The sequence below is a fragment of the Streptomyces sp. HP-A2021 genome (assembly GCF_022807935.1).
Taxonomy (GTDB): Bacteria; Actinomycetota; Actinomycetes; order Streptomycetales; family Streptomycetaceae; genus Streptomyces; species Streptomyces afghaniensis.
This window is the reverse complement of the sequence record NZ_CP094344.1, coordinates 8,833,603-8,857,135: the sequence shown is the minus strand read 5'-3', so window position 1 is coordinate 8,857,135 and position 23,533 is coordinate 8,833,603. Positions and strand designations below refer to the sequence as shown.

General features: G+C 70.2%; 20 protein-coding genes and 1 pseudogene. 10 read left to right on the top strand and 11 right to left on the bottom strand.

Annotation, left to right across the window (positions count from 1 at the left end):
* The first annotated feature begins 1 nt into the window (after window position 1).
* Both MQE23_RS39920 and MQE23_RS39915 read left to right on the top strand, forming a co-directional pair.
* Window positions 2–664 carry an ABC transporter permease gene (locus MQE23_RS39920; RefSeq protein WP_020275204.1) on the top strand — a complete coding sequence of 221 codons (663 nt, stop codon included), beginning with the start codon at window positions 2–4 and terminating at the stop codon, window positions 662–664.
* A 9-nt stretch (window positions 665–673) separates the two neighbouring features.
* Window positions 674–1,603, top strand: coding sequence for an ABC transporter substrate-binding protein (locus tag MQE23_RS39915; RefSeq protein ID WP_243381698.1), 930 nt, complete (start codon window positions 674–676; stop codon window positions 1,601–1,603).
* Window positions 1,604–1,696: 93 nt separating this feature from the next.
* Here the strand turns inward: MQE23_RS39915 and MQE23_RS39910 are convergent, their stop codons facing one another.
* Window positions 1,697–2,818: a PP2C family protein-serine/threonine phosphatase gene (locus tag MQE23_RS39910; protein WP_051185662.1), complete on the bottom strand. Its 1,122-nt coding sequence runs from the start codon at window positions 2,816–2,818 to the stop codon at window positions 1,697–1,699.
* Window positions 2,819–3,018: 200 nt separating this feature from the next.
* Between MQE23_RS39910 and MQE23_RS39905 the strand changes: the two genes are divergently transcribed.
* Window positions 3,019–5,688: a SpoIIE family protein phosphatase gene (locus MQE23_RS39905; RefSeq protein ID WP_243381696.1), complete on the top strand. Its 2,670-nt coding sequence runs from the start codon at window positions 3,019–3,021 to the stop codon at window positions 5,686–5,688.
* A gap of 105 nt (window positions 5,689–5,793) precedes the next feature.
* Here the strand turns inward: MQE23_RS39905 and MQE23_RS39900 are convergent, their stop codons facing one another.
* Window positions 5,794–7,512 (bottom strand): acyl-CoA dehydrogenase family protein, encoded by a 1,719-nt coding sequence (locus MQE23_RS39900; protein WP_020275199.1) that lies wholly within the window; start codon window positions 7,510–7,512, stop codon window positions 5,794–5,796.
* An 80-nt stretch (window positions 7,513–7,592) separates the two neighbouring features.
* Window positions 7,593–8,159 (bottom strand): PadR family transcriptional regulator, encoded by a 567-nt coding sequence (locus MQE23_RS39895; protein WP_020275198.1) that lies wholly within the window; start codon window positions 8,157–8,159, stop codon window positions 7,593–7,595.
* A gap of 299 nt (window positions 8,160–8,458) precedes the next feature.
* Here MQE23_RS39895 and MQE23_RS39890 point away from each other — a divergent pair, with 299 nt between their 5' ends.
* Genes MQE23_RS39890 through MQE23_RS39875 form a run of 4 tightly spaced genes read left to right on the top strand, consistent with a single transcriptional unit; the run spans window position 8,459 to window position 12,223 of the window.
* On the top strand, window positions 8,459–9,196 hold the full coding sequence (locus MQE23_RS39890) for a BTAD domain-containing putative transcriptional regulator (RefSeq protein ID WP_243381695.1): 738 nt from the start codon (window positions 8,459–8,461) through the stop codon (window positions 9,194–9,196).
* 5 nt (window positions 9,197–9,201) lie between these two features.
* Complete coding sequence (locus MQE23_RS39885; RefSeq protein ID WP_243381693.1) at window positions 9,202–9,765, top strand: MauE/DoxX family redox-associated membrane protein; 564 nt, start codon at window positions 9,202–9,204, stop codon at window positions 9,763–9,765.
* An 8-nt stretch (window positions 9,766–9,773) separates the two neighbouring features.
* On the top strand, window positions 9,774–10,325 hold the full coding sequence (locus MQE23_RS39880; protein WP_243381691.1) for a hypothetical protein: 552 nt from the start codon (window positions 9,774–9,776) through the stop codon (window positions 10,323–10,325).
* Window positions 10,322–12,223, top strand: a complete 1,902-nt coding sequence (locus tag MQE23_RS39875; RefSeq protein ID WP_243381690.1) for an ABC transporter ATP-binding protein — start codon at window positions 10,322–10,324, stop codon at window positions 12,221–12,223. The genes MQE23_RS39880 and MQE23_RS39875 overlap by 4 nt, the downstream gene beginning before the upstream one ends.
* A 557-nt stretch (window positions 12,224–12,780) precedes the next feature.
* Here the strand turns inward: MQE23_RS39875 and MQE23_RS39870 are convergent.
* From MQE23_RS39870 to MQE23_RS39845, 6 genes and pseudogenes are all read right to left on the bottom strand, one after another.
* Window positions 12,781–12,987: a hypothetical protein gene (locus tag MQE23_RS39870; protein ID WP_020277408.1), complete on the bottom strand. Its 207-nt coding sequence runs from the start codon at window positions 12,985–12,987 to the stop codon at window positions 12,781–12,783.
* Between the two features lie 113 nt (window positions 12,988–13,100).
* Entirely contained in the window at window positions 13,101–13,814 is a 714-nt protein-coding gene (locus tag MQE23_RS39865) for an ABC transporter ATP-binding protein (protein WP_020277407.1), read from the bottom strand.
* 44 nt (window positions 13,815–13,858) lie between these two features.
* A complete protein-coding gene (locus tag MQE23_RS39860; protein WP_243381688.1) occupies window positions 13,859–16,720 on the bottom strand; it encodes an ABC transporter permease in 2,862 nt (953 codons plus the stop codon).
* Between the two features lie 129 nt (window positions 16,721–16,849).
* Window positions 16,850–17,362, bottom strand: coding sequence for a dihydrofolate reductase family protein (locus tag MQE23_RS39855; RefSeq protein WP_243381687.1), 513 nt, complete (start codon window positions 17,360–17,362; stop codon window positions 16,850–16,852).
* 152 nt (window positions 17,363–17,514) lie between these two features.
* On the bottom strand, window positions 17,515–17,748 hold the full coding sequence (locus MQE23_RS39850; protein WP_279345203.1) for a GTP cyclohydrolase I: 234 nt from the start codon (window positions 17,746–17,748) through the stop codon (window positions 17,515–17,517).
* 336 nt (window positions 17,749–18,084) lie between these two features.
* Window positions 18,085–18,186: pseudogene (locus tag MQE23_RS39845) on the bottom strand (regulator); the annotation flags it as partial.
* Window positions 18,187–18,559: 373 nt separating this feature from the next.
* On the opposite strand from MQE23_RS39845, the gene tal reads away from it, so the two are divergent.
* Together tal and MQE23_RS39835 are read left to right on the top strand one after the other, a co-directional pair.
* A complete protein-coding gene (gene tal, locus MQE23_RS39840) occupies window positions 18,560–19,681 on the top strand; it encodes a transaldolase (protein ID WP_243381685.1) in 1,122 nt (373 codons plus the stop codon).
* A 2-nt stretch (window positions 19,682–19,683) separates the two neighbouring features.
* Entirely contained in the window at window positions 19,684–20,934 is a 1,251-nt protein-coding gene (locus MQE23_RS39835) for an FAD-dependent oxidoreductase (protein WP_243381684.1), read from the top strand.
* Here MQE23_RS39835 and MQE23_RS39830 read toward each other — a convergent pair.
* A complete protein-coding gene (locus tag MQE23_RS39830) occupies window positions 20,879–21,247 on the bottom strand; it encodes a helix-turn-helix transcriptional regulator (RefSeq protein ID WP_082320101.1) in 369 nt (122 codons plus the stop codon). The genes MQE23_RS39835 and MQE23_RS39830 overlap by 56 nt on opposite strands.
* On the opposite strand from MQE23_RS39830, the gene MQE23_RS39825 reads away from it, so the two are divergent.
* Window positions 21,246–21,869: a TetR family transcriptional regulator gene (locus MQE23_RS39825; RefSeq protein WP_020277401.1), complete on the top strand. Its 624-nt coding sequence runs from the start codon at window positions 21,246–21,248 to the stop codon at window positions 21,867–21,869. The two genes, MQE23_RS39830 and MQE23_RS39825, sit on opposite strands and share 2 nt — an antisense overlap.
* A gap of 258 nt (window positions 21,870–22,127) precedes the next feature.
* On the opposite strand, the gene MQE23_RS39820 is transcribed toward MQE23_RS39825, so the two are convergent.
* Window positions 22,128–22,616 (bottom strand): GNAT family N-acetyltransferase, encoded by a 489-nt coding sequence (locus tag MQE23_RS39820; RefSeq protein WP_082320100.1) that lies wholly within the window; start codon window positions 22,614–22,616, stop codon window positions 22,128–22,130.
* Between the last annotated feature and the right edge of the window lie 917 nt (window positions 22,617–23,533).

Here is a 23,533-nt window from a genome sequence, read left to right as displayed (position 1 = left end):
CATGTACGAACTCTTCAAGCATCTCGGCGGCTGGCTGACCAGCGGCGCCCAGTGGTCCGGCTCGGACGGCATCACCCACCGCCTCGCCGAGCACCTCCAGTACTCCCTCGTCGCCACGCTCATCGCGGCCGCCATCGGCCTCCCGCTGGGCCTGCTGATCGGCCACACCGGCAAGGGCGCGTTCCTCGCGATCAACCTGGCGTCGTTCGGCCGCGCGCTCCCGACCGTCGGCCTGGTCGTCCTGGTCTTCCTGGCCGGCGGACTGTCCATGCTCCCGGTCTACGTGGCCCTGGTCGCCCTGGCGGTCCCGGCGATCGTCACCAACACCTACGCCGGGATGACCGCCGTCGACCCGGACGTGAAGGACGCGGCGCGCGGACAGGGCATGCGCGGCCACCAGGTCCTGTTCCAGGTCGAGTTGCCGCTCGCCCTGCCTCTGATCATGACGGGCCTGCGCCTGGCTCTCATCCAGGTCGTCGCCACCGCCACGATCGCCGCGTACGTCTCCTTCGGCGGCCTCGGCCGTTACGTGTTCGACGGCCTGGCCCAGCGCGACCTCGTCCAGGTGCTCGGCGGCGCGGTGCTGGTCGCCGTCGTGGCCGTCGTACTCGATCTGCTGCTGAGCACCCTCCAGCGTTTCCTCTTCCGACACCGCACTGCCTAGGGACCCTCGATGAACCGACGCACTCTCCTCGGCGGCCTCTTCGCAGCGGCCTCCGTCCCCGCCCTCTCCGCCTGCGCGAGCGGCATCACCTCCCTCGAAAACCAGGGGGGCACGGCCTCCGGCGGCGGCTCCAGCAAGGGCGGAGTCACCATCGGCACCGCCAACTTCACCGAGAACCAGGTGCTGGGTTATCTGTACGCGGCTGTGCTCACGGCAGCCGGCGTGAAGACGAACGTCCGCCCCAACCTCGGCACCCGCGAGATCCTCATCCCCGCGATCAAGGGCGGCGACATCGACCTCCTGCCCGAGTACCAGGGCGCCCTCCTGCACTACCTCGACCCGAAGGCGACGGCGACCGAGGAGGGCGAGATGCAGAACGCCCTCGCCGTCGCGCTCCCCGCCGGCCTCCAGGTGCTGCCGTACGGCATGGCGGAGGACTCGGACGCCTTCGTGGTCACGCGGGAGACGGCGAAGAAGTACGGCCTGACCTCCCTGGCCGACCTGAAGAAACAGAACGGCAGGCTGGTCATCGGCGCGGCGCCGGAGGTGAAGAAGCGCCAGGTGGGTGTGGTCGGCCTCAAGGACGTCTACGGGGTGGAGTTCAAGGAGTTCAAGTCCCTCGACTCCTCCGGCCCCCTGGTCAAGGGCGCCCTGAAGAAGGGCGACGTCGACGTGGCGAACCTCTTCACCACGGACACCGACATCCAGGCCAACGACTGGGTGGTACTGACGGACCCCGAGAACCTCATCCCCGGCCAGCACGTCGTCCCGCTCATCGCCGACCGCAAGGCCGACTCCACGGTCCGCAAGGCCCTGGCCCGCCTCGGCAACGTCCTCACCACGGCCCAGCTCACCGAGCTCAACCGCCAGGTGGACAAGGACAAGAAGGACCCGGAGGACGTGGCGAACGCGTACGCGAGGCAGCACGGGCTGGCTTGACGAGGTCGGGAATCCGAGCGAGCAGACATGGCTACGACAACTCGTTCGGCCAAAACCAGGACCTGCGGTTTTCCGGCATGCGGATACCAAGACTCAGCCCTCGATGCCGACGCTTCCCCGATCCTGCGCGTCGGAGGACCTCAGCGCGAGGGCCGCGATGTCGTCGTCGAGCCTGCCACCGCTGTGCTGCAGCAGAGCCCGGTGCAGCCGGTCGAGCAGCTCGCGGGGCTGCTCCAGGCCCTGCCGCCGCAGCCAGTCCGGCAGCGGGAAGAACTCGCCCGCGTGGTCCCGGGCCTCCGATACGCCGTCCGTGTAGAGCAGCAGCTGGTCCCCCGGGGCGAAGGCGACGACGTCGACCCAGTAACGGTCACCGATGAGCGCTGCGAGGTTGAGAGGCGGGGAGGCGATGGTCGGGACCAGGACCCGGACCTTTCCGTGATGCGCGATCAGCGGCGGGGGATGCCCGCAGTTGAGAAGTCGTACGCAGCCGCCGTCGTGCGGAATCTCGGCGAGGAGAGCAGTGGCGAAGTGCTCGGGCTGGTCCTGGGCCGGAAACGCAGCGCTGTGACGCGTGACGGCGATCTCGAGACGGTGGATGACGCCCTGCAGGTCGGGCTCGTCGTAAGCGGCCTCTCTGAAGCAACTGATCACCGCCGAGGCCGCCCCCACCGCGGACAGGCCCTTGCCCCGCACGTCGCCGATGAGCAGCCGGACCCCGTGCGGTGTACCGATCGCCTCATAGAAGTCGCCGCCGATCCGGGCCTGCTCTTGGGCCGCCAGGTACAGCGACTCGATCTCGACGCCCTCGATGCGGCGTGGCAGCGGGCGCAGCAGCACCTTCTGGGCTGCGTCGGCGACGAGCCGGATCTGGAAGAGCATCTCCTCACGCTGGAGCCGGACATGACTCCCGTATGCGGCCGCCAGGGTGACCGCGACGATCGCGGCCGCCGTGTACTGCGTCCCCAGGTCCGTGTAGAAGAAGCTGAGGACGATCATGAGCAGCAGGCAGAACGCGCCCAACAGGATCGTGGGGAACACGGGCCACATCGCGGCGGCCAGGGCGGGCGCGGCGGGCAGAAGGCGGCTGAAGGCGATCTCCCTGGGCGTGGAGAACGCCAGGCCGGCGATGAGGGCGGTCAAAATGAGGGGTGACAGCCGGGCAGCTTCCCATCGGCCGCTGTAGGCGGGGCGACGGCGCCACAGCCGTGCAGACATGATCACAAAATGCATCATATCGGCCTAATTAGACATTAGGCGCGGAATGATCATGCGCCGCACGCGAGGAATGCGCGCCGGACGGCCACGTCCGGAGGAACCGAAACCAGGCAGCACATGCCTCCCGGGCGCCCGAGGTCAGCCGGGCACGGGTCGGCCGAGCTCTGGTCACTTGGGATCACCGATGTTAAAAAGGTCGCATGGCGAATCCTTTCGCCCGTTTTCGACACCTATCAGTCAAGCGCCTCCTCAGCAAGGGCACGCGGAGCGTGGCCGGGCAGGTGCTGGTTTTCCAGGTGGCTCTGGTAGTGCTGCTCGTGACGTGCGGCGTCTTCGCTCTCATCCTGCAGTCGGAGCGGGACTCCAGCGCCGAGGCCAGGCGACGCTCCACGGCCGTGGCACAGACCTACGCGCACTCACCGGGCGTCCTGGCGGCCTTGCAGACCCCGGATCCGAGCAAGATTCTCCAGCCGCTCACCGAGGCGGCGCGCCGGGCCGCCGGCGTCGACTTCATCGTGGTCATGGACACCGAGGGCATCCGGTACACGCACCCCCTGCCGGACCGCATCGGAAAGCGCTTCGTGGGCGAGATCGGGCAGCCGCTGGCGGGGAAGGTCTATGTGGAGAGCGTCGACGGCCCGCTCGGTCGCGAGGTGCAGGCCACGGTCCCGATCGAGAACGCCGACAGCCAGGTGGTGGCCCTGGTCTCGGCCGGGATGAAGGTCGAGAACGTCGAAAGTCAGTTGCACCGGCAACTACCGATCATCCTGGGCGCCGGGGCCGCAGCGCTCGCGCTGTCCACCGGTGTGACGGCGCTGGTGGGCAAGCGGCTGCGACGCCAGACACACAGCCTGGCCCCGGACGAGATGACCCTGATGTACGAGCACCACGACACGGTGCTCCACTCCGTTCGGGAAGGGGTACTGATCGTGGCCGCCGACGGGCAGCTGATGCTGGCGAACGACGAAGCCAGACGCCTGCTGGAACTGCCCCCCGACGTCGAGGGGCAGCTCGTCTCGGAGCTGCCGGGCCTCGATCCCGAGACGAAGGCGCTGCTCGTCTCCGGGCGCGAGGCCACCGACGAGGTGCACCTCGCGGGCGAGCGGCTGCTCGCGGTCAACCAACGGCCCACGGACTTCGGGTCAGGCCCCGAGGGCACGGTGGTGACACTGCGCGACTCCACCGAGCTGCAGGCGGTCACCGGCAGGGCGGAGGTGGCACGGGAGCGGCTCAGGCTGCTGTACGACGCCGGACTCCGCATCGGTACCACCCTGGACGTGCTGCGCACCGCCGACGAGTTGGCACAGGTCCCGATTCCTCGCTTCGCGGACTTCGTCACCGTGGACCTGGCCGACGCCGTCCTGCACGGCGAGGAGCCGGCCCTCACGGCGACGGACATGCGACGCGCGGCCGTGTGCGGCATTCAGGACGACCATCCGCTCTCCGAACAGGGCCGGCTTTTCGACTACCTTCCCTCCACTCCCCAGGCACGCGGCTACGGCAGCGGCCGGTCCCAGTTGGTGAGCGATCTGCCGACCGCCACGGGCTGGCGCGTGCAGGACCCCGAGCGCGCCAAGGCGATCATCGACCACGGCATCCACTCCCTCATCAGCGCCCCCATCCAGGCCCGTGGCGTCGTGCTGGGCATGGCCAATTTCTGGCGCGCGCACCCGCATGAGCCCTTCGACGAAGAGGATCTGTCGCTGGCGGAGGAACTGGTGGCCCGTGCCGCGATAAGCATCGACAATGCCCGCCGTTACACCCGCGAGCACGCTCTGGCAGTCACCCTCCAGCGCAGCCTGCTGCCGCAGGCCATGCCGGAGCAGAACGCCCTCGACATCGCCTTCCGCTACCTTCCCGCCCAGTCGGGCGTGGGCGGAGACTGGTTCGACGTGATTCCCCTGCCGGGAACCCGGGTCGCACTGGCCGTCGGCGATGTGGTCGGGCACGGCCTGCACGCCGCCGCCACGATGGGACGGCTGCGGACCGCGGTGCACAACTTCTCCGCCCTCGACCTGCCACCCGACGAGTTGCTGAGCCATCTGGACGACCTGGTCGGGCGCATCGACCAGAACGAGACGGCAGAGAGCGCAGCGGGTGTCGTGGGCGCCACCTGCCTGTACGGGATCTACGACCCGGTGACGCGCCACTACGTCATGGCGCGTGCGGGGCATCTGGCGCCGGCGCTGGTCCGGCCTGACGGAACCGTCACCTTCCCGGACGTGCCGGCCGGTCCGCCCCTGGGCCTCGGCGGCATGCCGTTCCAGACCGCGGAGCTGTGCCTCGCGGAGGGAACGCAGCTCGTCCTGTACACCGACGGCCTCATCGAGGACCGCAGACGCGACCTGGACGTGGGAATGGAAATTCTGCGCGCCACGCTGACGGGCCACTCCGGCCGGCCGCCCGAGGAGACCTGCCAGGACGTGCTGGACAGCCTGCTCCCCGATCGCCCCAAGGACGACGTCGCCCTGCTCGTCGCCCGCACCCGGGTACTGCCGCGCGACCGCGTCGCCGACTGGGACGTACCAGCGGACCCGGCCGCCGTCTCGGGTATGCGCGACACTGTGTCCCGAAAGCTCGAAACTTGGGGCCTGTCGGAGTTCGGCTTCACCATGGAGCTGATCCTTAGCGAGCTCATCACCAATGCCATCCGCTACAGCGCCGGGCCGATCCACGTGCGGCTGATCCGCGACCGCACGCTGATCTGCGAGGTGGCCGACGGCAGCAGCACCTCACCGCATCTGCGGTACGCCGCGACGACGGACGAGGGAGGCCGGGGCCTGTTCCTGGTGTCGCAGATGGCTGAGCGCTGGGGCACTCGGTACACCCCGCAGGGCAAGGTGATCTGGGCCGAACAGGCCATCAGGTGACGTGTGGCCCTCCGCGCGGCAGGTCGCGCGGAGGGCCACGATGCGAGCGTCACTGCTGCCGGGGGCCCTGACCGTCACATGTCGACGAGCCCTCTGGGCGGACTGTCACGGCGCCATCTCGTACGCCCCGGACAGTGCCTCCACACGCTCCCAGACCCGTCCCGAACGCGCTTCGTCGACGACGGGGCGCCGGACGGCACCGAGCGCCCAGCGCTGCTGATCCACCGTGGCGGAGTCCTTGCCGTGCAGTTCGACGGCGAAGGCCGAGAAGTCGCGGACCAGGACGGCGAACAGCTCGTCGAGCACATCCTCGTCCAGGTCCGTCAGGCGGGCCTGCTCCAGGATCAGCTGCCCGTGCACCACCAGCGCGAACAGCTGGCCGACGGCGAGAAGAAGATCGAGGTCGCGGCTCTGCTCCTCGTCGGGGGCTGCCGTGGCGACGAACTCGCACAGGGCGTCGGCCTGCTCCCGGAAACGGGCGACGTTCGGCACGCCGGCGTATGCGTCGTAGGCCGGTCGCCAGTCGTGGAAGCGTACGGAGCCGAGGCCACGGGCCGGTCCCTGCTGGAAGAGGAACGTGTCGTCGGCCGCGTCGAGGCGGGTCGGTACGGGCGCGAACTCGGCCGGGTACAGGAGGTGGTTGCGCATGAACTTGAGGATCAGCGCGAGGTTGACGTGGACCGTGCCTTCGAGCTTGGGCAGCCCCCGGATCTCGACGGCGGCCTGGGCGAAATAGGTGTCCTTCTCGAAGCCCTTGGCGGCGATCACGTCCCACATCAGGTCGATGACCTTCTCGCCCTCCGTGGTCACCTTCATCTTCGTCATCGGGTTGAAGAGCAGGTAACGGCGGTCGTCCGGCGAGGCGGAGCGGAAATAGTCGACGGCGCGGTCGCTGAACAGCTTCATGCCGACCAGGCGGACGTACGCGTCGGCCAGCTCGCGGCGCACGTGCGGGAAGGCGGTGACGGGGCGGCCGTACAGGATGCGATGCTGCGCGTGGGTCACCGCCTCGTACATCGCGTGCTCGCAGATGCCTATCGAGGCGGTGCAGAGGTTGAACTTGCCGACGTTGACGGTGTTGAGGGCGGCGTCGAAGGCGGCGCGGCCCGTGTGCAGGACGTCGTCCGGGCCCACCGGGTAGTCCTCGAGGCGGAACTCGCTGACGTACTTCGAGGAGTCCACGACGTTCTTGACGAGGTGATAGGCCGGGTGGCGACTGTCGGCGGCGAAGAAGACGTAGCCGTCCGGGCCCTCGATGTCGGCGCGTCGGCCGAAGACCGAGACGAGCCCGGCGGCATTGCCGTTGCCGATGTAGTACTTGGAACCCGTCGCCCTGAAGCCGCCGTTGCCGTCCGGCGTCAGCAACATGTCGGTGGAGTAGATGTCGGCACCATGGGTCTTCTCGGAGAGACCGAAGGCGAACACCTCGCCCTGGGCGAGGAGTTCCGCCGCGCGGGTACGCGCTGCGGCGTTGTCGCTCTGCCAGACCGGTCCGAGGCCGAGGATGGTCACCTGCCACGCGTACCAGTAGTCGAGACCGTAGAACCCGAAGATCTCGTTGAGGGCGGCGATCCGGGCCGTGTCCCAGCGCTGGTCCTCGTGTCCGGCGGCGGACGCCGGGGTGAGGAAGGTGGCGAACAGCCCCTCCTTGGCTGCGAACGCGAGGAAGTCCGCCAGCCAGGCGCGGGAGCGGTAGTCCTCGATGAGCCTGCGCTTGCCGCGGTCCTCGAACCAGTCGACGGTGGCACGCAGCAACCTGCGGGTCTCGGGGTCGAACTGCGCCGGGTCGTAGGTACGGGGGTTGAAGAGGAGGGAGTCGGCCATGGAGGGTCCGCCTTCCGAGGGTTGAGGGTTGAGGGTGCAGGTCTGAAGGACGCGGGGTGCGGGCGGCGGTGGCCGCCAGGTCAGGCGTGCGGGGGTGACGTGCCGAGCCGGCGGAGGGTGGCGAGTACGTCGTCGAGCCAGGCGATCGTCATCCGCTCGTACGCGATGCCGCCGCGCAGCACGACATGCTGCAGTTCCTGACCGGTGTCGAGCGGGGTGGGAGCCGCCGGGCCGGTGAAGTCGCGCAGCTCCCCGGCCAGATAGTGCGCGAGCCGGTCGATGTGCACCTGGCGGTGCCGTTCGACCTCGCGGATCAGCACAGACGGGTCGTCGAAGGCCGCGCCGCGGATCTTCACGGCGAGTTCGTGCCGCATGCTCTCGGGCTGGATCGATTCGTGCAGCCACTGAGAGAGGGCGGCGCGGCCGGGGCCTACGACGGAGTACTCCTTCTTGTCCGGTCGGCTCTGCTGCGACAGCTCACGGACGGCGAGCAGGCCCTCGCTCTCCATGCGCTTGAGAACGCGGTAGATCTGCTGGTGCGTGGCGGTCCAGAAGTATCCGATGGACCGCTCGAACCGCCGGGCCAGCTCATAACCGGAGCCCGGCTTCTCCAGCAGGGAGACGAGGATCGCGTGCTCGAGCGCCATGCCTCGATCCTCATATGCAACTCGTTGCATAGCCAAGGGGCGCCGCCCAGGTGAGACAGGGCTCACGCGGGGCGACCGGTGGCCTCGTCCACGGTGCGTCCGTCCGGCGTGTCCTCGCCGACGGGGGCGTTCCCCGCGGGACGTGGTGAGTCAAGCGCTTCGATGATCAGGCGCCAATTCAACCCATCCTCAAGCAGAGCGCGTTCAACCCACTGGTCGTTGCAGCAGGGTTACGTTCGAAGCGCTTCGATAATACGGTGTGCCCCAAGCCGACCACGCGTCACAGAGGGGGAGCGCAGGTGCAGGCACCGCTGTTACGCATCCTGGGGCCGATCGAGGTCAGCGACGGCGCACACCCGGGGCCACTTCGCGGCATCAAGCCGTGCGCACTGCTCACCGCGCTGCTGCTCAGGCCGGGGAGCGTGGTCTCCCTGGAGAACCTGATGGACGCCCTGTGGGCGGGCGAGCCGCCGCGCTCCGCCGTCGCGAACCTGCGTTCGTACGCCCATCTCTTACGCCGCCGGCTCCCGGTGGCCACCCCGCTGATCAGTCACCAGGGCGGTTATGAACTCCGGGTCGCGCCGGACGCCGTCGACCACCTGGTGTTCGAGCGGCTCGCCGACCGGGGCCGCAGCGCGGTCACCGACGACCCGCCCCGGGCGATTGAGCTGCTCAACGCCGCGCTGGCGCTGTGGAGTTCGGACCACGCGGCCCCCGGAGTCGAGCGGTACGGCATGCTCGACGGCCCGCTGCGCACCCTGGACGCCGAGCGCATCCGCGCCACCGAGGATCTGGCCGATGCCTGGCTCGGTGTCGGCCAGCCGCACTCCGCACTGCGTACGGCGGGGCAGGTGCTCGCCGCGGAGCCGCTGCGCATCCGCAGCTGGCTGCTCGTCCTGAACGCCCATCACCACCTCGGCGAACCAGGGCGCGTGACCGACGCGTTCGAGTCGGCGCGGACCGTCTTCCGCCGCGAGCTCGGCACCGAACCCGATGCCTGTCTGGGCCGGCTGCATCAGCAACTGCTCGCGGGGTGAGCGCCATGGCCGCCGCGCTCTTGACGGGCTGCCACGTCCTGGTCGCCGTCGTCCTCGCCGCATCCGCCGTGGGCAAGGCACGGCCCGCCGGATTCCGTGCGTTCCTCACCACGCTCGCCGACATGGGCCTGGGCACTCCGCGAATGCGCCGCCCGCTCGCGTACGCGACCATCACGGCCGAAGGCGTGGCCGCGGGCCTGCTGTTGCTGCCCGGCACCCGGGCCGGCGTGATCGGGCTGCTCCTTGCCTCGCTGGTCCTTGCCGCGCTCACCCTTGGCGTGGTGCGGGCCGTACGGGGCGGCGGTCCGCCCGTGACCTGCGCCTGCTTCGGCCGCACCGGGCGCCCCCTCGGCGTACTGCACCTGGTCAGGAACACCGCACTGCTGCTGGCCACCGTCGGCGCCCTGGTCGTCACCGGCTCCGGTCCGGTGCGGGCAACGGGCGGCGAGCTGGTCGTGTCCGTGGCCGCGGGTGCGGTGCTGGCCGTCGTCGTGATCGGCCTGGACGACATCGCCGATCTGTTCACCGCGCCCACCGCCGCCGGCACCCGTTCCGCCGACCTCCCGTAGGAGTTCCTGTGTCCCTCGGTCTCTCCCTACTCGGCCTGCTCCTCGGCCTGTTCAATCTCCTTCTCCTGTACGGCGTCATCCGCCGGCTCAAAGAGATCGAGGCCCGCCCGGCCAGCGCGGCGCCCGCCCCGGTCACCGGCATCACCGAGGCCCACCGGATGACCGCCGGCGCCATGGTGGACATACCGGACGGCACCCGGCCTACGCTCGTCGCCTTCTTCGCACCGGGCTGCGAGCCCTGCGAGCAGTTGCTGCCGCTGGTCGTCACGAGCGCCATGGACGAGCCCGGCGGCAGCGAACGTGTCGTCGCCGTCCTCTCCGAGGGCACCGACGACGACAACGCGCGTTTCATCAAGGCCCTGGAACCGGTGGCCCGGGTCATCGTCGGCGACCCGAAGGACCCCTGGGTCGAGTCATGGATCACCACGTTCCGGGTGGACGGGCTGCCCCTGGTCTGCGGCCTGGAGGACTCCGGCGACGGCGTGGCGATCCGCTGGTCGGCGGTGAGCGCGCCGGAGCTCATCGCCAAAGCGGGGATCGTGGGCCGGCCGGTCGCATGACGCACCCGGCACTGCACCCCGTGTCCCGGCCCCGGGTCGCGGCCACGGCGCTGCGGCTCGCGGTCGGCGCGCACCGCCGCGCCCTCTCGGCGACCCTGCTGCTCGCCGTCGTCGAGGCCACCGGGCCGATCGCGGCGGCCTGGCTGACCAAGCAGCTGATCGACTCGCTCACCGGGTACGGGACGCGGGAGGTCACCGCGACCGCCGCGGCCCTGGCCGCGATCGGCGTGCTGCTCGCGCTCCTGCCGTACGTCGACGATCTCTGCCAGGGCGTGCTCACCCGGGCCGTGGCGCTGACCGCGCAGGACCGGCTGTTCCGTGCGGTCAACGCCCACCCGGGCCTGGACCTCTACGAGGATCCGGTACGGCTCGACCGGCTCCGGCTCGCCCAGCAGTCCGGCCAGGACACCCCCGTACAGCTGGTGCAGTGCGCGCTGATCGTGCTGCGGTCGGGGTGGACGCTGGTGGGGTTCGCCGGGATTCTGGCCGCCGTCAGCCCGGTCCTCGCGGGACTGGTGCTGCTCGGTGCCGTACCGAAGCTGGTCGCGGAGCTACGGCTGGCCCGGGCGACAGCCGCGGCGTTCGCGGGCGTCACGGCCGGCGAGCGCCGCGAGGCGTTCTTCTCGACGCTGCTCGGCGGTACGACGGCGGCCAAGGAGATACGGCTGTTCGGCATCGGGGATGTACTGCGGGAGCGCATGCTCGTCGAGCGGCGGGCCGTCAACCGGATCCGGCACCGGCTCGACGTACGCCGTCTGAGCGTCAACTCCCTGCCCACTCTGCTCGCTTCGGGTATCGCGGGCGGCGGACTGCTGTGGGCCGTGGGCCGGGTGTCGGCCGGGACGCTGACGGTCGGGGACCTCTCCGTGTTCCTCGCGGCGGTGGCCTCGGTACAGGGCGGACTCGGCTCGGCGGTCACCGCGGTGGCCAACGGCCATCAGCATCTGCTGGTGTTCGCCGAGTACGTGGCCCTGGCCGAGGGCGGCGCACGGCCCGGCACGGCGCGGCGGGCCGCGGGGCCCCTGCGCGACCGGATCGTCCTCGACGACGTGTGGTTCCGCTATGCCCCGGATCTGCCGTGGGTGCTGCGGGGCGTGACGCTGACGGTGCGCGCCGGGGAGAGCGTGGGTCTCGTCGGCGTGAACGGGGCCGGCAAGAGCACGCTGGTCAAACTGCTCTGCCGGTTCTACGACCCCGAACACGGGCGGATCCTGTGGGACGGGACGGATCTGCGGGAGTTCACACCCGAGTCGCTGCGGGACAGGCTCAGTGTCGTCTTCCAGGACTTCGTCTCGTACGAGATGACGGCGGCGGAGAACATCGCGCTCGGCGATCCGGCGCTGGCCGTCCGCACTCCCGACGGCGCACCCGGCCCCAAGGTCGTCGAGGCCGCGCGCGAGGCGGGGGTGCACCAGGTCCTCGTGGGTCTCCCGGCCGGCTACGACACGATGCTGACCCGGGGGTTCTTCGGGGCGAACGACCGGGACAGCGGTGTCGTGCTCTCCGGCGGACAGTGGCAACGGGTCGCACTGGCCCGGGCGTTGCTCCGGGCGGACCGGGACCTGTTCGTGCTCGATGAACCGACGTCGGGCCTCGATCCGGATGCTCAGGCCGAAGTGTCCGACGTGATCCGGGGGTTGGGGCAGGGCCGGGCCCGGCTGCTGATCTCGCACCGGCTGAGCGAGGTTCGTACAGCGGACCGGATCGTGCTCCTCGACGGGGGTGCGGTGCGGGAGGAAGGGCCGCATGAGGAGCTGATGAGGTTGCCGTCGGGACGGTATGCCGAGCTGTTCCGAGGGCAGGCGGCGGGGTTCTGGGAGGACTCGTCGGGGCCGGAGCGGGAGGTGGCGGGGGTTCAGGGGGTCGAGCCCGGCCGGGAGCAGGAGGTCGCGGGGTGAAGCGGGTGCTCGGCAGGTGGCTGATGCTCGTGACCGTACGGGGGCACAGCATGGAGCCCGGGCTTCGGGACGGGGCGGTGGTCCTGGCCCGTCGGCTCGGAGGTCGTGCGGGCGGAGGCGAGCGGCTTCCGGGCGGAGGCGGGCGGCCTACGGGGCGAGGCGGGCGGCTTCCGGGGCGGCGCCGTGGCTCGGCGGGCCGACGGCTGCGCGTGGGCCAGGTGGTCGTCCTGCCGGTGCAACTGCCGAACGGCGCCCGTGTGGTGGGGCCGGTCGCGGACGGGGACGGGCTGTGGGTGAAACGGGTCGCGGCGTTGCCGGGCGACCCGGTGCCGGCCGGGGTTCCCGGGTGTCCTGGCCGGGTGCCGCCCGGGCGGATGGCGGTGCTCGGCGACAACGCGGCGGTGAGCACGGACTCGCGGACCGTCGGCCTCGTACCCGTGGACGTGGTGGTCGCGGTGGTGCTCGGCACGAACGCCCGGCCCCCGCCGCAGGACGCGACGGGGGCCGGGCGCGACAGATGCCACGGGGAGGCGGCACCGGGGAGAACAGGAACCGCGTCAGTAGCAGCAGGAGTAGAGCGTCCAGGCGGTGCAGTTCGTGCCCGGCGACTGGCAGGTGCGGCGCCAGTTCCCCTTGGCGGAGGGGTACTGAGGGCCGCAGCTCGTGTCGCGGCGGCACCAGTACTCCGTGGTGCTCGCCTCGGCCTCGGCGCGCGGTACCACCCGGCCGAGGACCGAGTCTGCGAGTCGGTTCAGAGTGCGCATGTCGAAACCCCCAATTGGGGCCGTCGCCCGTCACGACGGCGTTCGTCCAAGACGCTACGGGGACGGCATACGCCTGCCATACATCGCCGATACGCGGACCACGTGCGCCCCTCTCACCGGGCACGCCGCGATCTCGAGCCGCCGCTGCCCGCCACCTCACCGAGGCGCCCGTCCCGTACCCGCAGCACGTCCGTGCAGCGTTCCGCCACCCCCATGTCATGCGTGGCCACCACGAGCGTGCAGCCGTACTCGGCGGCCAGCTCTCCCACCAGGTCCATGAGTTGCTCACCGGTCGCCGAGTCCAGGCTCCCGGTGGGTTCGTCGGCGAGCAGCAACCGGGGCCGGGCGATCAGCGCCCGTGCCACCGCGACCCGCTGCTGCTGTCCGCCGGACAGCTGCGAGGGCAACGCCGACTCCCGTCCCTGAAGACCCACCGCCGCGAGGAGTTCGCGGGCGCGTGCGTCCCGGTCGAAGCCGGCCTTACGGGGCAGCACGGGAGCCAGCACGTTGTCCAGCGCGCTCAGGCCCGGCAGCAGATGGAACCGCTGGAACACGAACCCCACCGTGCGCCGGTACGAAGCGGCGGCCCGCCGCCCCAGCGCGGTGACGTCCTGGCCGTCCACCACCACCCGGCCCGCATCGGCCCGTTCGATGGCCCCGATGAGGTGCAGCAGTGTTGATTTGCCGGAGCCGGAGGCGCCGACGAGGGCGACGCTGTGTCCGGCCGGGATGTCCAGGCTGATGCCGTCGACGGCCTTGATCAGCCCGTCACCGGTGCCGAAGCTCTTGTGCAGGTCCTCCACCAGGACCGAGGCACCGTCCCCCATAGGGTTCTCTCTCCCTCTCCGTATCTCTGTCCATCCTTCTCGGATCATCCCTCTTCGGCCAACGGCCCCGCCGGCGACCGCCGTACCGCGAGGCCGGCCGCGACGACGCTGCCCGCCACGGCCGCCAGCACTCCCGCCACCGCGACCACGCCCACCGCCACCGGCAGCCCCGCCGGAATCGAGCCGGTGAAGGCCACGGTCAGTGCGAGCCCCGTCGCCGCGCCTGTCACCGCGCCCGCCACGGCGATCACGGCACCCTGCGCGACGACCAGTCGCATGACCTCGGTGTCGGCCCAGCCGCAGGCCCGCAGCATGGCGAACTCCCCGTCCCGTTCACAGCTGTCGAGATAGAGGACGTCGGCGAGGGCGAACACCCCCAGGGCCGCGGTGAGTACGGCCGCGGCCACATCGACCCCGCGCACCTCGAGGGACACCGCCTCGCCGAGGAGCGTCCCCTGGACCGCGCCCTGGAACGTCCACATGACCGCCGTGACCAGGCAGACCGCGGCCACCCCCACCGCGAGCGCCAGCGCGCCCAGCGCCGAACGCGACGGCGTACGCAGCGCTCCGCTCACCGCGAGCCCGGTCAGCGTGCGCCCGCGCCCGGCGCGCCGGGCCCGCCGCGGCCCGGAGACCGAGCCCCGCAGCGCCTGTGCGGGATACGGCCGCCCTGCCCGTATCGCCGGAAGCGCCCCTGCCAGCAGGGCCGTGGCCACCACCAGCGGTATGGCCAGCAGCGCACGCCCCGCGGTGACGTCGAGGCCGAAGGCCCAGCCCAGCGGGAACGAGGCCGCGGCACCGGCGGCACCGGCCACGGCCGCGACCAGGGCGACCTCACCGAGGACAAGTCCCGCGAGGCGGGCGCCCGTCCAGCCGGTGCACGCGAGGACGGCCAGTTCGCGCTGCCGGGTGCGTACGGAGGCGGCCACGGCGTTGCCGAGGAACAGCGCACACACGCCGAGCACCAGGCCGAAGAGCAGCACGCTCTTGCGGTCGGCGGCCTCGACGAGTGCGACGGCGGTGCCCTTGGCGGTCCAGTTCTCCGTCAGCGCGAGCGCGGGCCGCCCGAACTTGCCCTCCCCCAGTGCCACTTGCTGCGGCGCCGGGGAGGAACCTGCCGTGATGTCCACGTCGAGCCCGGTGCGGGTGGTGATCGCCTCGGCGACGGCGCGGATACGTTCCCGGGACGCCTCGTCCGTTCCGCGCACACCCGCGACCCTGACCCGTACTGCGGAGATCGGGTCCTTCGCATGCGGGGACTCGGAGCCGGTGACGGCCTGAACCGACTGGAGGGTGGTGAGCAGTTGCGGCGGGGTGGCGAGGTAGCCGCCCGGGTTGCTGTTGGGGGCCAGCGCCTGGCCGCCGAGTGCGGCGCGGCCGGCCTCGTCGGCGGCGCGGGCGGCGGGCGGCCGGTAGGTCTCCAGAGGCACTTCGGACAGTTTCGAGAAGCCCTTCAGGCGCTCGACGGCGTAGGTGCCGACCACGCTGAACTGCGGGAAGTGGTCCTGGCTCGCGTCGGTCCCGGGCAGTCGGGTCACCGGCCGGAACGCCGTGTCCTGAACGAACCACGCCGGCAGATCACCGCCGTACGTCGACTGCCGCCACAGCTCACCGCTGTCCGACGCGACGGGCGCGGGCCGCAGCACTCCCCCGCCGGCCGCATAGCGGGGGGCTCCGGCCTGGAGGACGACGAAGGGGTTGACGTCGATCGTGCCGTCCGCGACCGACCGCCGGAACACGGTGTCGGCGTCGGCGCGCGTGGTCGGCCCCGGGCTGACGGGCAGCCCGGCCAGCAGACCGCGCAGCTCCTTCCCACCGCGCCCGGAGAGCTTCGGAATCGTTCCCGTGACGCTCGAGACCGTCGTGCTCAACTGCTCGTCCAGATAGGGCCGGTCCGTACTGATCAGCGGGATGTCCTCGAACCGCGACCCGCCCTGCGTGTCCACGGCGGGCTTCTCACCGTCCTTCAGATACCGGCCGGAGGCCATCGCCCCGTCCACCCCGACCAGCCGGGCCTCCTGCTCGGGATCGACGGCGGCGAGCAGCAGCGTCATCGACCAGTCGATGTCGGCCACCGCGCGGCGGGAGGTCGTGCGGTTGTGCACGTCCGTCCCGCTGGTGAAGCTGCCGTCCGCGTGCCGCTGCACGACGACGAGTTCGCTGCGCTGGGCGGGGTCGAGCTGGTCGTTGACCGCGCCACCGCCGGACGAGGAGACCGTACGAAGGGCGCACAGCGGCTCGAACTTGCCCCCGGGCAGCACTTCGAGCGGAGGCATCTCACCATCGTCGCAGGGGCTGTCCCCCTGGCTCAGTGCGTCACCGACGGCGGTCAGGTGCCGTCCGCGGTACGTGTACAGACTCCTCCAACTCGGGTCTTTGGCCGTCGATCTGGCATCCGGCAGCACGACCGGATTGCTCGTGACGTAGACGTACACCGAACCCGGGTCCTGGGCCCTGCTCAGCGACCGGTCCGTGGTCCAGGTGTTGCGCAGCCGCAGCAGCTGCCGGTCGGCCGCGGGGTCGAGCTGCCCGGTCACATCGACCTGGGCGTGCGTCCCGGCCTGCACATAGCCGAGCATCGCCACGGGAGCGGCGATCTCCACCCCTCGCAGGCCGGCGATCTCCCGCCACTGGCCGGGAGTTATCCCACCGAACTGCCCGGACAGAAAATTGGGCCGCACCTGCCCGACGGACTCCTCGCGCCCGGTCCGCGCACCGGCGGGCCGCACGAGGATGTCGTACGCGGCACGGAAGTTGGCGTCGGCGGACGCCTTCACCGTCAGGCGTGAGGTCTCCACGGACCCGGTCAGCAGAGTGAACCCGGCGGTGGCCACCAGCACACCGACCAGCAACGTCAACGTCCGCACGGACTGTCTGCGCAGCTGACCGGTGATCATTCCCCACATGGCGCCTCCATCGGCGTCATGCTAGGGAGCGGCCATACATGGGTGATACACGACGACGGCAGCGAGGGAGTGAGGTTGTCGCTCGGCTGCTGCCCGGTGAAGGTCAGGAGACTCCCGCGCCCACCTCTACTACGCAGCGCTCGAGCTTGTGAAGGTTCTGTCCCTAATCGCCCCGGGCTGCGCGGTCCTGGCCCGGTGACCGAGGACGGTGTCGGCTCGGCCGGCGAGTACCGGGGATGTCGTGAGGAACAGCTCATCCAGCAAGCCCTCACCGAGCAGGTTGCCGATGAGGTGCGGTCCGCCCTCGGTGAGCACCACGGTGTGTCCGCGAGCGTGGAGAGCCGCGAGTACGTCGGCCAAACGGAGGACGGCCCCTTCGCCCGGGGTGAGTGTCGTGCACGCCGGCGGCAGGCGTCCCTCCAGTCGACGGGCGCCTTCCACGGTGGTGGCCACGAGCGCGCCCGACTCCAGGGTTGGGTCTTCGGTGGGGAGGTCACCGCTCGCGGTGATCACGACCAGTTCCGGTTGGGCGGGGCGTCGCAGATTCCGCCGCAGCTCGGCGAAGGCGGGCGCGGCCTGCGGGCAGACATGGTCGGGTGTCCATTGGTGGCCGGGCGTGGCTCGGACGAAGTTCGCGTACACGCACGGTGGGGTGAAGCCCAGGGTCGCCGCCGTAGGCCGTAGCGAGCGCCGCGGGCAGACCGAAGTGGGGCTGCCCGGCCTTCTCGTACAGCAACTCCAGGTGCTCCAAGGAGGTTGTCTGTCTCGGTCCGGCGGTGCGCGCGGCGTTGTGGTCAGCCATGTCCGGCCAACCCCCGCTGGCCGCACAGCGTGAAGAACTCGCCGCGCAGTTGCGTACTGGACTCGATCTCCCGCACGCCGCGCATCTGCGTGCACAGATGAACTGCCCCCAAGTGAACCGCGACGCCGTGCGGCAGCAGTATCTGTTGCAGAGATTCGGCGAGTTGGCGACCGATGCGCTCCTGCACCGAGAAGCGGCGGGCGAACAGCCGCACCAGCCTGGTCAGCTTGGACAGGGATCGGCCCTTCGACGATCTGGCTGATCCGGCAGTCCGAACCGCCGTGGCTCTCGCCGACCAGCCCTACGACCGGCGGGGGACCGTTCATCTGCATGGATTGATCGTTCATGCGCAGCCCCGCGACGTGCCCTCACGTCTCGCCGAAGTCGGTCGCTTCCATTATCGACCGATCCGTGCGCGAGCGCTGCGCGAGTTCACAACGCTGCCTGAGCAGCACAATGAATTGAGTTGCCGGTCCGTACATGCACTGGAATTCGACGCGTCAGCGGTGCTCACACTGTGCGAGGAAGATCCGGTACTGGGCCAGACGATCACCCGCTGTGTCTCTGCGCCGAGCTGCCAGGTGTGCGGTGGGACCAGCCACGGCCAGCCCAGCAATTCACCCTGGCCGATGGCGTCGACGGTGGCCGCTCGGCGGCCGGGAACGTCCGTTTTCCACGCTCCCCGGACCGTGTCCTGCCCGGGAACGTGGAGCCGGCCCCCAGAGGGGCGCGACCAGGGTTTGAGGCTTTGGCGGTCGGCTGCCGCAGCGCCCCGGCGCGCAGCAGCCAGACTCTCGGGGGAGCCGTCCGGCCCCACAGTGAGCGCCGGCTTGAACATCAGGAATGCGGAACGCATCAGGCGGTCGGCGGGCTGTGCAGGTCAGCCAACACTCGTCGGGCCCCCCGGGGGCGGATTGCGGGCCGCTGACCTTCCGGAGAGGATGGAGCGACAGGCAAGCTCTGGTGCGGGCCGCGGACGAGCAGCAAGAAGCCTCGAGCTGCTCCTTCCGCCTTGCTCGCGGGAGGAGCGGCGCGTCATGCATCCCTTGAACTCACTGAGCGATGCCGGAGTGTCGATCTGGCTGGACGATCTCAGCCGGGAGCGGCTGGTCTCCGGGAGCCTGGCGGACCTGGTCGCGCGTGACCGGGTGGTGGGGGTGACCACCAATCCGACGATCTTCGCCAAGGCCATTACGAGTGGCGACGCGTACGACGAGCAGATCCGTGACCTGACGGCCCGCGGAGTCGGGGTGGGTGAGGCGCTGCGGGCGCTGACCACAACCGACGTCCGGTGGGCGTGCGACGTGCTGCGCCCGGCCTACGACGCGACGGGCGGCGTCGACGGGCGGGTCTCCATCGAGGTCGACCCCCGGCTCGCGCACGACACCGCGGCGACGGTCGCGGAGGCGCGGGCGCTGTGGTGGCTGGTCGACCGGCCCAACCTGTTCGTGAAGATCCCGGCCGCCCGGCAGGGCCTGCCGGCGATCGCCGCGTGCCTGGCCGAGGGCATCAGCATCAACGTCACGCTGATCTTCTCCCTCGCCCGCCACGACGAGGTCATGGCCGCCTTCCTCGACGGCATGGAACGCGCCCGCGACTCCGGCCGGGACCTATCGAGGATCGGCTCGGTGGCCTCGTTCTTCGTCTCCCGCGTCGACGCCGAGGCGGACGCACGCCTGGACAAGGCCGGCACCGCGCAGGCCGCCGAGCTGCGCGGCCAGGCGGCGATCGCCAACGCGCGGCTGGCCTATCAACACTACGAGCAGGTCTTCAACTCACCCCGCTGGCATGCCCTCCGCCAGGCGGGGGCCCGACCGCAGCGTCCGCTGTGGGCTTCGACCTCCGTCAAGGATCCCGCCTACCCCGACACCCGCTACGTGACGGAACTCGTCGCACCCGGCGTCGTCAACACCATGCCCGAAGCCACCCTGCGCGCGGTCGCCGACCACGGCCGCATACCGGCCGACTCGGTCCGCGCCCACTACGACGACGCTCAGCGGGTTCTCGACGGGTTGCGAGCCGTCGGCGTGGACTACGACGACCTCGTGCAGACCCTTGAGGACGAAGGCGTGTCGAAGTTCGACACCAGTTGGCAGCAGCTGGCCGAGCAGCTCGCCGAAACGCTGCGGAGCCGGCCCGCGGCCAGGGAAGGGAACTGACGATGCCCGCGAACGACGCGTGTGTGATCGTCGGGGCCGGCCTGGCCGGCGCCAAGGCCGCGCAGGCCCTGCGCGAGGAGGGCTTCGACGGACCGCTGGTTCTGATCGGCGACGAGCGCGAGCGGCCCTACGAGCGGCCACCGCTGTCCAAGGGCTACCTGACGGGGAAGGACGCACGGGAACAGATCTACGTCCATCCGCCGCAGTGGTACGCCGAGCACAACGTGGACATGCGGCTCGGTATGGCAGTCACCGCCGTCGACCCGGCCGCGCGCGAGATGACCCTCGATGACGGCAGCCGGGTCGGCTACGGCAAGCTGCTGCTGACCACCGGATCCGCACCGCGCCGCCTGCCGGTCCCGGGCGCGGGCCTGGAGCGGGTGCTCTACCTGCGACGGGTCGAGGACAGCGACCAGATCAAGGAAGCGTTCCAGTCCGCCTCACGGGCAGTGGTCATCGGCGCGGGCTGGATCGGCCTGGAGACCACTGCTGCGGCGCGTACGGCCGGTGTGGAGGTCGCCGTGCTGGAGATGGCCGAGCTGCCGCTGCTGCGGGTCCTCGGCCGCGAGGTCGCTCAGCTTTTCGCGAACCTGCACCGCGACCACGGTGTGGATCTGCGGTTCGGCGCACAGGTCGCCGAGATCACCGGCAGCGGCGGCGCGGTGGACGGAGTACGGCTGTCCGACGGTACCCGCATCGACGCCGACGTGGTCATCGTCGGGGTAGGCATCAAGCCGAACATCGGGCTGGCGCAGGAGGCGGGCCTGGAGGTCGACAACGGCATCCGCGTCGACGAACGGCTGCGCACCTCCTATCCGGACATCTATGCCGCCGGTGACGTGGCCCATGCCTTCCACCCTCTGCTGGGCAAGCACATCCGCGTCGAGCACTGGGCCAACGCGCTGAACCAGCCGCAGATCGCGGCCAAGGCGATGCTCGGCCGAGAGGATGCGGTATACGACAGGATTCCGTACTTCTTCACCGATCAGTACGACCTGGGCATGGAATACGCCGGATACGTCGAGCCCGGTGGCTACGACCAGGTCGTCTTCCGCGGTGACGTGGCGGGACGTGAGTTCATCGCCTTCTGGCTCGCCGGCAACCGGGTGCTCGCGGGCATGAACGTCAACATCTGGGACGTCAACGACCAGCTCCAGACCCTCGTCCGCACCGCCCAGACGGTAGACATCCCCATGCTCACCGACCCACAGGTACCCCTCGGGTCTCTCCTGCCCGACCCTCAGCACCGATGAGCGGTTCAGCGCGGGAGCGCTGTATAGAGGCCTGCCGCACGGCCCAACTGCTGGTGGTCGGTGCGCGCGGACGCGGCTTGTCGGCAGCCTGCGAGACATCTGCGAACAGCTTGGGCGACGCTACGTTCAGCCCGGAGGCAATGATCAGGATGGTCAACACACCTGCATTCCGCCGCCCGTGTTCGATGCAAATCAGTCCGCGAAAGCTCAATCCGCTGCGTTCGGCGAGCTCCTTCAAGCTGTAGCCGCGCTCTTCATGAGACGCCGGTCTATCGACTTGTTCAGGAGACTCAGTCACGTACCATGCAGCCATGGCTCACGTTCCCGCGGCCGAGCGCCGCCCTCAGCTGATCAAAGCGGCCATCGACTACATGGCGAGGGAAGGAGTCGCGGCGGGAAGCACCCGTGCCATCGCCGGCGAGCTGGGAGTGGCCCAGGCCACGGTGCACTACACCTTCGGCACGAAGGAAGGGCTGTACCGCGCCGTCATGGAACAGCTCACCCAGGATCTGATCGCACAGGTCGAAGGGGCGGCGCCGGCCGGGGCCGGGTTCGAGGAGACGGTCGCCACGCTGACCGCCGCCCTGTGGCGGACGGTCCGCGAGCAGCCCGCCAGTCATCAGCTCCTCATGGAACTGACCATGTTCGCGCTCCGCTCCCCCGCCCTGAGCCAAGCTCTGGAAAGTCACAACCGGGGCGTGACCGAGGTGACGGCGCGACTGGTGGCCGAGGCGGCCGAGCGCACCGGGCAGCCTCTCGCCCAGTCCGCGGAGACGATCGCGCGGTTCTTCCTCGCCGGCTTCGACGGGCTGACGATGCAGCGTCTCTCATACCCTGACGAGGAGGCCGAGCACGCCTGCCTCCAGGCGTTCGTGTCCGCCGTGGTGGCCATGGCCGGCGGCCGCCTGGATCTGGTGTCCGTACCTTCGAGCTGACAGTCAGAAGGCGCCGACCGGCGGCCAGGGCACAACGTCGGATGTCTTCATTTTCCCGGAAACCCAACCCGGCCTCCATGCGCACCGGGAGTGACCCAAGCAACAGTCGAACGCCTAGCTCGATCGACTTGAGCGACTGATAAAGCCGGTCACATCGATCGAGACGCCGCCGGCGCTCGGGCCGCCGGACCCCCGCCCCGGAAGCATCGGGCGTGGGCGCGGGCGCCCAGTTCGTCTTCACCGCCCCCGAGGGCCGCGTCATTCCGAAGAAACGCGAAACTCGAATTCAGGACGGTCCCACGGCATGGCGGGCGGGTTCGCAAGCGCGGTCCCGATCCGCACCGCACCGGCACGGTGGTAGAAGCCCTCGGCCGGAAGGTGCGACACGACCTTGACACGATCGAGCCCGGCGGCACGGGCTTCGGACTGCATGTGCGCGACGAGCAGCCGTCCAATACCCCGTCCTTGCGCTTCGTCGGCGACGAACAGCAGGTCGAGCTCCGGTGGAGCGAGGACGAGCGAGTAGAACCCGAGGACCCGGCCGCCATGCTCGTCGGCGCCGACGGCCACGAAGGTGCGGTGGGCCTCGATGTAATCAGGCCCGACCCGGTAGCCCGCGACTGCGGCTGCGTACTTACCCGCGTAGGCGCCTGAGCCACGCACGAGCCGCGTGAGCCGTTTGGCATCCCGCGCAACGGCCCTCCGTATCGTGATCGGCTGGCTGATCGGGGAAGTGCGTGAACTCATCGGGAGAGTATTTCGCACCGGGGCGTGCCTTCGTGCGGCAGGTCGGCTGCTCGGGCAGGATTCCTGCACCGCACCGTCAGATCATCCTGCACCACGCGTCCCGGACGGCGCTCGTTTCGACCGCCATCGAGCCTCTGAACCGCCCTTCCATGAGCGGGCATGGTGGCCGCACGCATAGCCAACCCTCGAACTATGCCCCGCCACATGTGCCCCCTGACCTGCAGATTCCTACGGTATGGCGACACGAAACCGTCCCCGCCAACCGCCAGGAAGTGGTGCCGATGCCCTCCCCCGCGACCGCTCCCCCACCCCCCGCCAGCCTCAAACGCATCGTCACAGCCAGCCTCATCGGCACCACCATCGAGTGGTACGACAACTCATTCGATCATTCGATCGGGGCTGCGACCTGCGGTTTTCTATGATTCCGGCCCTCGAAGTCAGCACGGAACCAGCACGGTTTGTGGCGTGCTGATTCGGTGCTGGCCGACATGGGTCGCAGCTCGCTCCATCGCCCCCGGCGGCATCCGCACGTGATTACTCAATGTCACCAACAGCCTGCGCCAACAGGGATAGGTCACCGGGCCGTCCGTATCAAAAGTCATCGACCAGCTCGGCCCCGGAGCCTGAGTGCGAAGCTCCCGCGCTTGCCCGATGTCTCCCAGTACCAAAGGGGCGGCGGCCTCCACCACGCCGTCCAGGCCCGCCTTGCCCTTGTCGGCTTTCGGTACAGGAACTCGAACCACTCGGTGTAGCGGCGCAACTTGGCCAGGTCGTCGACGGGCTCGTTGACACGGCCGACTTCCAAGAGCATCGCGGACACTCCTGTATCCGGGGCGCGCATCGTCAGGTTGGTGTACTGGGTGCAGCCGTGAGGGGAGCTTGTGGCCGAACCCGGTGCCGTCACATGTGCCGGGACG